Genomic DNA, 13875 nt, shown 5'->3' on the forward strand with positions numbered 1-13875 from the left:
TGCCGCGCCCCACGGGACCCCCGCACGGCGACGGCGGGCCCCCGGCCGCGGGGGCCCGCCGTCGCCGTGCGCTCAGCGACCCAGCGCCCGCCGACCGCGTCCCTGGGAGAGGACCGGCAGATTGCGCGCCGGCGCCTGCCCGCGCGTGTCCTCCTCGATGCGCAGCGCCAGCGCCGGGCAGCGGCGCACCGCCCGCAGCGCCTTCGCCTCCGCGTACCGGGGCACCTGCGCCTGAGCGACGGTCGGGAAGCCGTCGGCGCCCAGCTCGAACACCTCCGGGAGGATGTCCGCGCACAGTCCGTGCCCCCGGCACAGCGTCCAGTCCACGTGGATCTTCTGCCGGCTGCCGCCGCTGTCCTCCGGCTCGGCGCCGCCCGGGATGCCCGCGGGGCCCCTGCCTCCCTCGAAGAGCGGCAGGACGCCCGCCACGGGCCGTCCGCAGCCGTTGCCGAGCACATGGGCGGCCAGGTCGTCGGTGAACGCCTTGATGGTCGACTCCAGGAACATCGCCGAACCGTCCGGGTGGGAGCACGCCCCGCGCCGCTTGACGTTCTTCGCGACCTGCTTGAGCGCCTCCAGGGCGGCCGGTCCACCGCCGTTGAGGATGTCCTCCAGGCCGCGCGCGGCGGCGGGCAGCCCCAGGTAGCAGGGGCCGCACTGGCCGGCGCTCTCCTCGGCCAGCCACTGCGCCACCCGCAGCGACTCGCCCAGCGGGCAGGTGTCCTGGCTGATCGGCAGGATCGCCCCGGCGCCCAGCGAACCGCCCACCGCGTCCAGCGAGTTCCGGGAGACGACCGCCTCGTCGACCGTCGCCGCGTCGATCCACTTGCCGTGGTAGCCGCCCGTCAGCACGCCCTGCGGCACCGGCGGGGCACCCGCCAGCTGGAGCACGTACCGCAGCGGCACGCCGGTCGGGACCTCGATCACCATCGGGCGGGCGACCGCGCCGGACACGGTGAGCATCACGGTGCCCGGCTCGTCGTACAGACCGGTGTTGCCGTACCGCTCCGGGCCGATCCGGGCGGCGATGGCCAGCTGCGCGAACGTCTCCGCGTTCGACAGCAGCGTGGGCGCCCCGCCGACCCCGCTCTGCGAGGCGCTGATCTTGCGCCCGGGCGGGATCGCCGGGCCGCCGTCGACCGAGCGGATCAGGGAGGCCGCGGCGCCGGTGACCATGCGCACCGGATTGCGCTGCACCCACGCGCGCAGCACTGACCTACGGCTGTTGCTCAGGCCCCGCTCGGCGAGCGCCGCCTCCATGGAGCGCTGCGTGGACTCCCGGGTCACCCCGATGACCAGGGTGCGCGCGCCGAGCGCCTCCGCGCACAGCAGCGCGCCGTCCAGGATCAGGTGCGGGGCGCGGTTGATGAGCACGGTGTCCTTGCGGCAGGCGGGCTCGTCCTCGCTGCCGTTGACGACGACCACCGGTCGCACCCCGCGCTTGATCGCCGCCTCGGCGACCGAGCGCAGTTTCCTGTGGAAGGGGAAGCCGGCGCCGCCGCGGCCCCGGAGGTTGATGCGTTCGGAGAGCTGGGCGAGCTGTTCGCCGCCCAGCGGGTCGAGCGGCCCGTGCACCTTCAGGTGCATGGGCAGGTCGAGTCGCTCCACAAGGTCGAAGCCCGACGTGAGCTGCGGAAGCCCGACCACGCGGACCTCGGGGACGTCGGGCAGGGCCTCGTTCACTTAAAGCCTCCGGAAGGCGTGTTCCAAGGTTCGCCCGAGCCCGGCGTGTCGTAGGACGTGCCGGGCAGCGTTTCGGTGGCGGGACCGCTGTCGTACGTGTCACTCGGGTTGTACGCGCCATAGGGGCCGTTTGTCTCACCGGTGTCGTACACGTCACTTCCGCCGTACCCGCCGACGCCCGGATTGCCGTAGACCGGGATGGTGTATCCGGTGTCCTGGAGCGGATCGTAGGCGGACGGCGGGGCCTCGCCGACCGGCGGCGGGGACGGGACCGGCCAGCTGCCCGAGGTGCTGGAGGGGCCGTCCACGCGCGGGACGGCCTGCGTGGGCTGGAGATCCAGCGGCAGGTCCATGCGGGCGGTCTGGCCCGGCACGTACGGGCTGCCCGGGAACGCCCCGCCCGGGATGCCCGGCGTCGACACCGCGCGATAGGCCGCCGCGAAGCCCGCCGCGGGATCCGGCGCGGGGTCCGCGGGGGACTGGTACAGCGGCGCGCCGGCGGGCGCCGGACCGGCGGACCGCCGCGCCTCGCGCCGGCCGCCCTGACCGGGCAGCGCCGACTCGGCCGCCCGGGAGCGGCTCGCCTCCAGCTCGTCCGCCGCGAACCGCTCGGAGCTGCCGAACAGCGCCACCAGTCGGTCGGCGACCTTCCGCTTGACCGGCCGCGGGGCCGCGCGCAGCGCCAGGGCGCCCATCACGCCGAGCAGGGACACGCTGTAGAGGATCACGAAGACGGGTTTGGCCGCGCGACCCGCGTAGAGCCCGTGGACGAGCGCCGCGCACCAGGCCGGGTAGGCCAGCATGTGCATGGCCCGCCAGCGGGCGGCGACCGGGGCCGGGGCGGCGAAGTTGCTGCGCAGCGCGCCGGTGACGCCCACGAAGATCATCAGCAGGCCGGCGAGCGACCCCAGCCCGATCAGGCCGGCGATGCCGGTGACGCCGAGCGAGAACGGGACGAGGGCGGCGATCAGCCGGGTGTGGCCGAGGGCGATCTTCGCGGTGATGTGGAGCAGCAGGAACGCGATCGAGGCGACCGCGGTCGTACGGTGCACCGCCTGGCCGACGATCCGCTGCCGGGTGTTCAGGAAGATCCGGTCCTGGGCGAACAGACCCCAGATCACCGAGGAACTCAGCGAGACGAGGGACAGCACGCCCGCGCCGAAGTTCAGGAACTCACGGAACTGGCTGCCTCCGACCAGCACGGACACGGGTATCAGCAGCAGGACGACAGCGGACGCCACCCCATAGGCCGAGCGGCCCGGTTTGGGGAGCGAACTGGTACTACGGCGAGAATTCATGGGGGCAACTCCGAGCAGTTTCGGGAAAGCGGTCCCGCTGCCGCACTCTAGGTGGCGCCATACCGATCAGTACGGGGTTTGAGTCATCACGTCGTCGTCGACGGACCGGGCGACGGGAGGGGTCTCCCGTGGGGACGGTACGCCCGGTCATCGTTGACCTTCATTCAGTTCCGGCGGGCTGCGTGACATGTCCCTCAGCCATACGCAAGCGCGTCGCCGCTTGCTCAAGCGCTGCGGTACCCTAACGCCATGCGTGCCGTACGCCTTCTGCTTAGCGGGCCGCGCTGATCAGTACCGACCCGGCGGTCAGCCGTGAGGTCGGCATCGGCGCGGCGTCCCCTCCTGTGCGAGGGGCTTTTTCATTTCCGCGGGCAGAGACGATCGATGGAGCTTTGAGGATCATGAGCGAGACGAACCCCGCTGCCACCGCCGCCGTGCCGGCGGAGACGGCGCCGCACCGCTACACGGCCGTCATGGCGGCCGAGATCGAGGCACGCTGGCAGGACTTCTGGGACGCCGACGGCACCTACGCGGCGCCGAACCCCGAGGGCGACCTGGCGGGCGATCCCGAGCTGGTCGCCCGGCCCAAGAAGTTCATCATGGACATGTTCCCGTATCCCTCCGGCGCCGGCCTGCACGTCGGCCACCCGCTGGGCTACATCGCCACCGACGTCTACGCCCGGTTCCAGCGGATGACCGGCCACAACGTCCTGCACACCCTGGGCTTCGACGCCTTCGGCCTGCCCGCCGAGCAGTACGCCGTGCAGACCGGCACGCACCCGCGCGTGTCCACCGAGGCCAACATCGAGAACATGAAGGCCCAGCTGCGCCGGCTGGGCCTGGGCCACGACAAGCGCCGGTCGTTCGCCACGATCGACCCGGAGTACTACAAGTGGACCCAGTGGATCTTCCTCCAGATCTTCAACTCCTGGTACGACCAGGAGGCGGGGAAGGCCCGCCCGATCGCCGAGCTGATCGCCCTCTTCGAGTCCGGTGAACGGCCGGTTCCGGGCACCACGCGCGCGTGGAGCGAGCTGACCGCCGCCGAGCGCGCCGAGATCCTGGGCGAGTACCGCCTGGCCTACGCCTCCGACGCGCCCGTCAACTGGTGCCCCGGCCTGGGCACCGTGCTGGCCAACGAGGAGGTCACCGCGGACGGCCGCTCCGAGCGCGGCAACTTCCCGGTCTTCAAGTCCAAGCTGCGCCAGTGGAACATGCGCATCACCGCCTACGCCGACCGGCTGCTGGAGGACCTGGAGGAGCTGGACTGGCCCGAGGCCATCAAGCTCCAGCAGCGCAACTGGATCGGCCGCAGCGAGGGCGCCCGCGTCGGCTTCCCCATCGACGGCGAGCGCATCACGGTCTTCACCACCCGCCCGGACACCCTGTTCGGCGCGACCTACATGGTGCTGGCCCCCGAACACCCGCTGGTCGAGAAGTTCACCGCCGACGCCTGGCCGGAGGGCACCCGCGAGGCGTGGACCGGCGGCCACACCTCCCCGGCCGAGGCCGTCGCCGCCTACCGCGCGCAGGCCGCCGCCAAGTCCGACGTCGAGCGGCAGGCCGAGGCCAAGGACAAGACCGGCGTCTTCATCGGCGCGTACGCCACCAACCCGGTCAACGGCGAGCAGGTCCCCGTCTTCATCGCCGACTACGTCCTGATGGGCTACGGCACCGGCGCGATCATGGCCGTCCCGGCACACGACAGCCGCGACTTCGAGTTCGCGCGCGCCTTCGAGCTGCCGGTCCGCTGCGTGGTCGAGCCGACCGACGGCCGCGGCACCGACACCTCCGCCTGGGAGAACGCCTTCGCCGCGTACGACGCGAAGATCGTCAACTCCGCCAACGCCGACGTGTCCCTGGACGGCCTGGGCGTCACCGAGGCGAAAGCCCGCATCACCGAGTGGCTGCGGGAGAAGGGCATCGGCGAGGGCACCGTCAACTTCCGGCTGCGCGACTGGCTGTTCAGCCGCCAGCGTTACTGGGGCGAGCCCTTCCCGATCGTCTACGACGAGGACGGCGTCGCCCACCCGCTGCCCGAGTCGATGCTGCCGCTGGAGCTGCCCGAGGTCGAGGACTACTCCCCGCGCACCTTCGACCCGGACGACGCCGACACCCGGCCCGAGACGCCCCTGTCGCGCAACGAGGACTGGGTGCACGTCACCCTGGACCTGGGCGACGGCCCCCGCAAGTACCGCCGCGAGACCAACACCATGCCCAACTGGGCCGGTTCCTGCTGGTACGAGTTCCGCTACCTGGACCCGCACAACGACCGGCGGCTGGTCGACCCCGAGATCGAGCGGTACTGGATGGGTCCGCGCGAGGACCGCCCGCACGGCGGCGTCGACCTGTACGTCGGCGGCGCCGAGCACGCCGTGCTGCACCTGCTGTACGCCCGCTTCTGGTCCAAGGTCCTCCACGACCTGGGACACGTCTCCTCCGCCGAGCCGTTCCACAAGCTGTACAACCAGGGCATGATCCAGGCCTACGTCTACCGCGACAGCCGCGGTATCGCGGTGCCGGCCGCCGAGGTGGAGGAGCGCGACGGCTCCTACTACTACGAGGGCGAGCAGGTCAGCCGCCTGCTGGGCAAGATGGGCAAGTCCCTGAGGAACGCGGTCACCCCGGACGAGATCTGCGCGGAGTACGGCGCCGACACCCTGCGCCTGTACGAGATGGCCATGGGCCCGCTGGACGTCTCCCGCCCGTGGGACACGCGCGCCGTGGTCGGCCAGTTCCGGCTGCTCCAGCGGCTGTGGCGCAACATCGTCGACGAGAACACCGGCGAGGTCACCGTCACCGACGCCGAACCCGACGAGGAGACCCTGCGCGCCCTGCACAAGGCCGTCGACGGCGTCCGCCAGGACCTGGAGGGCCTGCGCTTCAACACCGCCATCGCCAAGGTCACCGAGCTGAACAACCACCTGACCAAGGCGGGCGGCCCGGTGCCGCGCTCGGTCGCCGAACCGCTGGTGCTGATGGTCGCGCCGCTGGCCCCGCACATCGCCGAGGAGCTGTGGCGCAGGCTGGGCCACACCGGTTCGGTCGTCCACCGGGACTTCCCCGTAGCCGACCCGCGGTACGTGGTGGACGACACCGTGACCTGCGTCGTGCAGATCAAGGGCAAGGTCAAGGCGCGTCTGGAGGTGCCGCCCGCCATCTCCGACGAGGAGCTGGAGAAGGCGGCCCTGTCGGACGAGAAGGTCGTCGCGGCGCTGGGTGGCGCGGGCATCCGCAAGGTGATCGTGCGGGCGCCGAAGCTGGTGAACATCGTCCCGGCGTGATCACCGGCTACCGGACGCGACCGGCGTCCGGGTAGTCCCCTACGGGCAGGTTCGGGGTTCCGGCGGAACTCCGCACCTGCCCGTAGCGTTTACCGTGGAGAGGGCGGCGGCCCGCCGTACCGGCCCCAGGAGGAGCGTCATGGAAGTAGTGATCACCGTGTTCGCCCTGCTCTTCCTGCTCTTCGTCGCCCTGGGCGTGTACGCCACGGTCAGAGTGGTCGGCGCCGCCAGGCGCGGGGTCGACCGGACGATCGCGCAGGCCCGCCGCACGGTGGAGGACCACACCCTGCGCGCCAAGTCCTTCGCCCAGACCGGCCCGGCCGGTGAGATCGCCCAGCTGCGGCTCGCGCTGCGCACCTCCATGCGCGCCACGCAGGACGCGCTGGACGCGGGCGCGGCCGAGGACGCGTCGCTGAAGGAGTCCCTCGGCCTGTTCCAGCGGCTCAGCGCGCACGGCCACGAACTGGACGCCGACCTCAAACGCCTGGAGTCCGAGCCGGACCGCGCCACGCTCGCCGAGCGCCTGCCCGGGCTGCGCGAACGCACCGAGCGCATCACCCGCTCCGCGGACTCCCTGCGCTGGGCCGTCCGCGACCGGGCCCGCCGCTTCGCCGACGACGACCTGGGCAGCCTCAGCGACCAGATCGACATGGAAGCGGGCGCCCTGCGCCACTGGACGCGTGCCGAGCCCGCCGGGGTGCCCCCGCAGTGGCCCGAAGCACCGGCCCCCTCCGGGGCCGACGGCCCGGCCACGGAACAGACCTGGCCCCGCGGGCCGGGCGCACGTCCCACCGACGCGCCGGCCCCCGAGGCGATCGCCCCGGCGCCCGCGCGGACCGCCTTCCCCTGGCAGAAGAAGTCCCGCCCGGAGAAGACCACATGAGCACACCGCCGGCCCGCGTCGTACGGGCCGGGCTGCCGCACCCGCTCCCCGCCAGGTAACCTCCAGCTCATGTCCCGCCATGTCGCGATCGTCACCGATTCAACGGCCTACCTGCCGCCCCGGGCGATGGAGCGTCACGGCATCACCGCGGTCCCGCTGACCGTGGTCCTCGGCGACCGGGCCCTCGAGGAGGGCACCGAGATCTCCACCCGCTCCCTGGCCCAGGCGCTCCAGAAGCGGCGCTCCGTCACCACCTCGCGGCCCAGCCCCCAGGTGTTCGCGGAGACCTACCGCCGGATCGCCGCGTCCGGCGCCGACGGCATCGTCTCCCTGCACCTATCCGCCGAGCTGTCCGGCACCTACGACGCGGCCGTCCTCGCCGCGCGCGAGGCTCCGGTGCCCGTGCGGGTGGTGGACACCGGCATGGTCGCCATGGCGCTCGGCTTCTGCGCCCTCACCGCGGCCGAGACCGCCGCGGCCGGCGGCACCGTGGACGAGGCCGTCACGGCCGCCGAGAAGAGGGCCGCTGGCACCTCCGCCCACTTCTACGTCGACACCCTCGACTACCTGCGCCGGGGCGGCCGGATGGGGGCCGCGCAGGCCCTCCTCGGTTCCGCGCTCGCCGTCAAGCCGCTGCTCCAGCTGGACGGTGGGCGGATCGAGCTGCTGGAGAAGGTGCGCACGGCGTCCAGGGCGATCGCGCGCCTGGAGGAACTCGCCGCCGAGCGGGCGGCCGGCGCCGAGGTCGACATCGCCGTCCACCACCTCGCCGCCCCGGACCGTGCCGCCGCGCTCGCCGACCGGCTCCGGGCACGCGTCCCCGGCCTGGCCGACCTGCACGTCAGCGAGGTCGGCGCGGTGATCGGCGCGCACACCGGGCCGGGGCTGCTGGGCGCGGTCGTCTCTCCCCGCTGACCTCCGTACCGGCCGCCGGGACCCTGCGCGGTCGTGGTCGGCGGAGACGCTTCACTCGTCCGGGTGACGGAGTTTTCCACAACAGGGCCGTCGTCCACGGGAATTGACCAAGATCATCGCGATTCGGTGGACTGCCGCATCCTCGTGGCATGGCATTTCGATCACGTCCACGCACGGCGACACCGACCAGCGGCCCCGGCCGCTCCCCGGCCTCCGACGGCCGCGTCCGCCACCGGCGCCCCGTCGGCCACAGCCACAGCCACAGCCGCGGGCACGGCCACGGGCGTGGCGGCACGCGCCCCCGCCCGCCCGCACCGGCGGAGGAACTGCGCCGCCGCGCGGAACTCCTCTTCGGCGAACACGCCACGCCGTGGCGGGAGTCGGGGAACGCACCACCGGCCCCGACCGGTTCGGCGCCATCGACGACGGAGACCGGGCCGGCGGTCCTGCCGAACCTGGTGGTGCCCCGGTCCACGACCGCGGCACCCGTGTCGGCTGCTGGGCCGACTCCGCTCCCCGGCACCACGCCGGAGCTGGGCGGGAGGGGCGGAAGCGGGACGGCGGAACCCCAGAACCCGGACGCCGAGAGGGAATCGGTGGATGCACGGCAATCGGGGAACTTCGAGGACGGCGGGGACCTGGGGGACGCGGTCCCGGGGCGGCGGGAGCGGGCCGGGCTGGCGCTGCGGGAACGGATGCCGGTATGGCTCCAGGCGCGGTACGCGGTCGAGCGGCGGGGAGTCCTGGCGCTGGCCGTGCTGCTCGTGGTCGCCGCCGTCTTCGCCGTGCAGCACTTCTGGGCGGCCCGCCCCCAGCCCGTGAGCGCACCCCGGGTGGTACGTGCGCAGGCACCGCAGCACCAGAGGAACGCCGAGGCCGCGGTGGTGGCGGGCGGCGGTCCGTCGGGGACACCGGGCGCGGAGATCGTCGTGGACGTCAGCGGCAAGGTCCGCGAGCCGGGAATCCGGCGGCTGCCGGCCGGCGCCCGGGTGGCCGACGCGCTGCGGGCGGCGGGCGGGGTACGGCCGGGCGTCAGCACGGAAGGCCTCAACCGCGCCCGCTTCCTGGTCGACGGTGAACAGGTGGTCGTCGGCACCGCGGGGGCCGGGGCCGGTCCCGGGGGCGGGGGTGGAGCCGCTGCCGGGGCGCCCGCGGGTCCGGCCACCGGCCCGCTCTCCGGAGCGGCGGGCGCGGGCCCCACGCCCCCGGTCCCGCTCAACACCGCCACCGCGGACCAGCTCGACGCCCTGCCCGGCGTCGGTCCGGTGCTGGCCCAGCACATCATCGACTACCGCTCCCAGCACGGCGGCTTCCGCTCCGTGGACGAGCTGCGCCAGGTGAACGGCATCGGCGACCGCCGCTTCACCGACCTGCGCGACCTGGTACGACTGTGAGCGCCGCGCGGGCCGGGACGGACGTGCGTACTCACCCGGCGGGGCCGGCGGTGCTCGAAGAGCGGGCGAAGCCGGAAGGGACCGTGGTGGCGCCGGGCTCCGAGGGGTTCGCGACGCCGGACACCGGCCGGGCGGACCCCCTGGACCTGCGCCTGGTGCCGCCCGCGCTCGCGGCGTGGGCGACGGCGGCCCTCACCCTGGACGCACCCCCGGCCCGGGTGACCGTGCTCGCGGTCGTGTGCCTGGCCGGTGGCGTCGCCCTGCTGTCGCTTCGGTGGCGTGGACGTGGACGTTGGCGTGGCCGGTTCGGGTGGGCCCGTGCCGCCGTCGCCGCGGTACTTCTCTGTTCGGCGGCGGCGGCCGTCTCCGCGGGGCTGCACGGAGCGGACGTCCGGCGTGGCCCGGTGCCCGAGCTGGCCCGCAGGTCCGCGACCGTGACCGCCGACATCGAGATCACCGGCGACCCCTGGCTGAGCAGGCCACGGGTGCGGGGCGATCACGCGGCGCCCGTGGCCGTGCTGGCCCGGGCGGAGGTCCAGGGTGTCGAGGAGGCCGACGGGAAGCGGGTGCGCATCCGCACTCCCGTGCTGCTGCTCGTCGACACGGACGTCCCGGCGCCCGAGGGAAGCGCCGGGGACGGCAGCGGCCCCGCACCACCGCCCGCCGGACAGGAAGGGCGGGCCGGAGGCGGGGGGTCTGGCAGAGAAGGAGGGTCTGCGGGAAGTGGGGGGCCCGGCGGAGAGGGGAGGCCTGCGGGAGGCGGGGAGGCCGGTGGGCGCTCGGGATCCGGTGGGCGCGCGGCCTGGCTGGGGCTGACGCCGTCCACGCGGCTTCGGCTGAGCGCGCGGCTGGCGCCCGCGTCGGCGGGCGGCGATCCCACCGCGGCCGTACTGCGGGTGCGCGGCCGGCCGGAGCCGCGCATCGTGGCCGGACCGAACGGGCCGCAACGACTGGCGGCACGGCTCAGAGCAGGCCTGCGGGAGGCGACCGACGGCCTGCCCGCGGACGCTCGTCAGCTGCTGCCCGGGCTGGTCGTCGGGGACACCTCACGGATCACGCCCGAGCTGGACGACGCCTTCGACCGGACGGACCTGGCGCACACGCTCGCGGTCTCCGGCAGCAACCTCACCATCCTGCTCGCGCTGCTCATCGGACCACCGGGCCTGGCCCGACGAGCGGAGCGCCGTGGGCTCGCCCCCCGGCTCGGACTCTCCCTGCGGGCGACGGCGCTGCTCGCGGGCGCCCTGACACTGGGCTTCGTCATCGTGTGCCGGCCCGACCCCAGCGTTCTGCGGGCGGCCGCCTGCGGCGCGGTGGCCCTGCTCGCCCTGGCCACCGGGCGCCGCGGATCGCTGGTCCCGGCGCTGGCCACGACCGTCCTGCTGCTGGTGCTCTACGACCCGTGGCTGGCCCGCAGTTACGGCTTCCTGCTGTCCGTCCTCGCCACCGGCGCGCTGCTCGTGCTGGCCCCGGGCTGGAGCGCGGCCCTGCGGCGGCGCCGGGTGCCGCCGCGGCTCGCCGAGGCCCTGGCGGCCACAGCCGCGGCACAGGCCGTGTGCGCGCCGGTCGTGGTGGTGCTGTCGGCCCGGGTGAGCCTGGTGGCGGTGCCGTGCAACCTGCTGGCGGAGCTGGCGGTGGCACCGGCCACGGTGCTGGGGTTCGCGGCGCTCGCGGCGGCACCGGTGGCGATGCCGGTGGCCAAGGCGCTGGCGTGGGGCGCGAGTTGGCCGGCCGGCTGGATCGCGGGGGTGGCCAGGACCGGGGCCGCGCTGCCCGGCGCGGGCGTGGACTGGCCGGGGAGCTGGCTCGGGGCGCTGCTGCTCGCCGCGGTCACCGTGGTCGTCGTCCTGGCCGGCCGGAGACTGCTGCGGCACCCGTGGTGGTGCGGGGTGCTCGGGGTGCTGCTCGTCCTGCTGGTGACGCGGCCGGCGCCGCTGACCCGCGTGATCACCGGCTGGCCGCCGCCGGGGTGGCGGTTCGCGATGTGCGATGTCGGACAGGGGGACGCGACGGTGCTGGCCGCCGGGGACGGCGCCGGGGTGGTCGTGGACGCGGGACCCGATCCGGTGCTGGTCGACCGGTGTCTGACACGGCTGGGCATCACCAGGATTCCCCTGCTGGTGCTCACCCACTTCCACGCCGACCACGTCGCGGGACTGGTCGGGGTATTGCGGGGCCGGTCGGTGGCCGCGATCGAGACCACCGGGTTCGCGGAACCGGCGGGGCAGGCCGAGTTCGTCAGGAGGGAGGCGGCCGAGCGGCACATCCCGGTCACGACAGCCGTCGCGGGAGAGGAGCGGCGCACCGGGCCGCTCGCCTGGCGGGTCCTGTGGCCACCGGGGAACCCACGTTCTTCCGCCGGAGTACCCGCGGCCGCGTCCCGGCCGGGCGCCCTCCCGGAACCTGAGGACCCGAACGACGCCAGCGTGGCCCTGCTCGTACGCACCGGCGGCCTGCGGCTGCTCCTGCTCGGAGACCTCGAACCCCCGGCCCAGCAGGCGCTGCTGAGATCCCCGGCGGCGGCCGGGCTGGCCGGGGTGGACGTCCTGAAGGTGGCCCACCACGGCTCGGCCTACCAGGACCCGGAGCTGATACGGCTCGTGGCACCCCGGGTGGCCCTCGTCTCCGCCGGCGTGGACAACCCGTACGGCCACCCGGCACCGACGACCGTGGCCGCGCTGAAGGCCGGCGGCGCGGTGGTGCTGCGCACCGACCGGGACGGCGCGCTCGCGGTCGGCGGCACGGGAGGGAGGAAAGGGGAGGTGCGGGTGATGGGAGAACGCTGACAGGCCTCGGGGGCGGGGCTGAGCCGGCGGTTCGGTGCGTGGTCGGTGCCGGAGAATGGGGCCGTGAGCGATGTGAGACATGTGCTGGTGCTGCCCGACCGCGATGCCGCCGAGGAGGCGGCGCAGGCGCTCGGGGAGCGGTTCGGGATCGATGAGGAGCCGCGGCTCGTCCGGGACGCGCTGGCCGGTGAGGACGATGCCGAGGACGCCCAGTGGCTGGTGGTCCTGCGGGACGAGAAGGAGCGGCTGGACCCCGCCGAGCTGGACGCGTTCGCGGGGGAGTGGGAGGGCTGGCGCGAGGAGCCGTGAACCTGGCGGCGGTCGACGTCTGCCCGGTGCCGTGCCGGGTGGGGGCAGGGACGGGTGACGCCGTCAGGGAAGGCGGGGGCCGCCCGGCGCGCCACCGAGGGCGGCCCCCAGCCTTCCGCCAGGAAGGGCCGCCACGCACGGGTCGGTGGCCGGGATGCTCAGCCCTGCGAGGGCTCGGCCACGTCGAGCCGCGCCGACCGGACGCGGGAGCGGGCCGGTGACCGCCCGGCTCGGGGTCGGGTCGGGGACCGGTCAGGGGCCGGTCAGGGTCTTCGGGCCGGTCCCTTGTCGGTGCCGCGTGGGATGCTTGGGGCGATGGCAAGGAAAACTGCGAACGACGCCCCTCTCGCCCCGGTGACCCTTGCCGTGGGCCAGGAGGATCTCCTGCTCGACCGTGCCGTGCGGGAGGTGGTGGCCGCCGCCAGGGCCGCCGACGCCGACACGGACGTACGTGACCTCACCCCGGACCAGCTCCAGCCCGGCACCCTCGCCGAGCTGACCAGCCCGTCGCTCTTCGCCGAGCGCAAGGTCGTGGTCGTACGCGACGCGCAGGACCTGTCCGCCGACACGGTCAAGGACGTGAAGGCGTACCTCGGTTCGCCGGCCGAGGAGATCACCCTCGTGCTGCTGCACGCCGGTGGCGCCAAGGGCAAGGGGCTGCTGGACGCCGCGCGCAAGGCCGGTGCGCGGGAGGTGGCCTGCCCGAAGATGACCAAGCCGGCGGACCGACTGGCCTTCGTGCGGGGGGAGTTCCGCGCGACCGGGCGGTCGGCCACTCCGGAGGCGTGCCAGGCGCTCTGCGACGCCATCGGGAGCGACCTGAGGGAGTTGGCCTCGGCGGTGTCGCAGCTGGTGGCCGACGTGGAGGGCACGATCGACGAGGCCGTGGTCGGGCGGTACTACACCGGGCGGGCCGAGGCCTCCAGCTTCACGGTCGCCGACCGGGCCGTGGAGGGGCGGACGGCGGAAGCGCTGGAGGCGCTCAGATGGTCGCTGTCGACGGGAGTGGCCCCCGTGCTGATCACCAGCGCGCTGGCGCAGGGTGTGCGGGCGATCGGGAAGCTGTCCTCCGCGCGTGGGGGGCGGCCGGCGGACCTGGCGCGTGAGCTGGGGATGCCGCCGTGGAAGATCGACCGGGTCCGGCAGCAGATGCGGGGCTGGACGCCCGACGGTGTCGCCCTGGCGATGCGCGCGGTCGCCGAGGCCGACGCGGGTGTGAAGGGCGGCGGCGACGACCCGGGGTACGCCCTGGAGAAGGCGGTCGTGACGATCGCCCGGGCGGCGCGGTCCCGGGGCCGGGGCTGAGGAGGCGGACCGGCGGCC

At 74.3% G+C, this 13875-nt stretch carries 9 protein-coding genes; 7 read left to right on the plus strand and 2 right to left on the minus strand.

Features of this window, described 5'->3' with window-relative positions:
• Positions 1–72: 72 nt before the first annotated feature.
• Both ACIQVT_RS06055 and ACIQVT_RS06060 read right to left on the minus strand, forming a co-directional pair.
• On the minus strand, positions 73–1683 hold the full coding sequence (locus ACIQVT_RS06055; protein WP_403748263.1) for an NADH-ubiquinone oxidoreductase-F iron-sulfur binding region domain-containing protein: 1611 nt from the start codon (positions 1681–1683) through the stop codon (positions 73–75).
• Positions 1680–2981: a cytochrome b/b6 domain-containing protein gene (locus tag ACIQVT_RS06060; RefSeq protein ID WP_403748266.1), complete on the minus strand. Its 1302-nt coding sequence runs from the start codon at positions 2979–2981 to the stop codon at positions 1680–1682. The genes ACIQVT_RS06055 and ACIQVT_RS06060 overlap by 4 nt, the downstream gene beginning before the upstream one ends.
• Before the next feature lie 401 nt (positions 2982–3382).
• Here ACIQVT_RS06060 and leuS point away from each other — a divergent pair, with 401 nt between their 5' ends.
• From leuS to holA, 7 genes are all read left to right on the plus strand, one after another.
• Positions 3383–6265, plus strand: coding sequence for a leucine--tRNA ligase (gene leuS / locus ACIQVT_RS06065; RefSeq protein WP_403748269.1), 2883 nt, complete (start codon positions 3383–3385; stop codon positions 6263–6265).
• A 139-nt stretch (positions 6266–6404) separates the two neighbouring features.
• Complete coding sequence (locus tag ACIQVT_RS06070; RefSeq protein WP_403748272.1) at positions 6405–7148, plus strand: hypothetical protein; 744 nt, start codon at positions 6405–6407, stop codon at positions 7146–7148.
• Positions 7149–7217: 69 nt separating this feature from the next.
• Positions 7218–8063 carry a DegV family protein gene (locus ACIQVT_RS06075; RefSeq protein ID WP_403748275.1) on the plus strand — a complete coding sequence of 282 codons (846 nt, stop codon included), beginning with the start codon at positions 7218–7220 and terminating at the stop codon, positions 8061–8063.
• Between the two features lie 596 nt (positions 8064–8659).
• The gene (locus ACIQVT_RS06080) at positions 8660–9457 is read left to right on the plus strand and encodes a helix-hairpin-helix domain-containing protein (protein ID WP_403748279.1); all 798 of its coding nucleotides are present in this window, start codon (positions 8660–8662) and stop codon (positions 9455–9457) included.
• 86 nt (positions 9458–9543) lie between these two features.
• On the plus strand, positions 9544–12243 hold the full coding sequence (locus ACIQVT_RS06085) for a ComEC/Rec2 family competence protein (RefSeq protein ID WP_403748282.1): 2700 nt from the start codon (positions 9544–9546) through the stop codon (positions 12241–12243).
• 63 nt (positions 12244–12306) lie between these two features.
• Complete coding sequence (locus tag ACIQVT_RS06090; protein WP_403748286.1) at positions 12307–12552, plus strand: hypothetical protein; 246 nt, start codon at positions 12307–12309, stop codon at positions 12550–12552.
• Positions 12553–12867: 315 nt separating this feature from the next.
• Positions 12868–13857 (plus strand): DNA polymerase III subunit delta, encoded by a 990-nt coding sequence (holA, locus tag ACIQVT_RS06095; RefSeq protein ID WP_403748288.1) that lies wholly within the window; start codon positions 12868–12870, stop codon positions 13855–13857.
• Positions 13858–13875: the final 18 nt, after the last annotated feature.

This window comes from Streptomyces sp. NPDC100445 (assembly GCF_044759735.1).
Classification (GTDB): domain Bacteria; phylum Actinomycetota; class Actinomycetes; order Streptomycetales; family Streptomycetaceae; genus Streptomyces.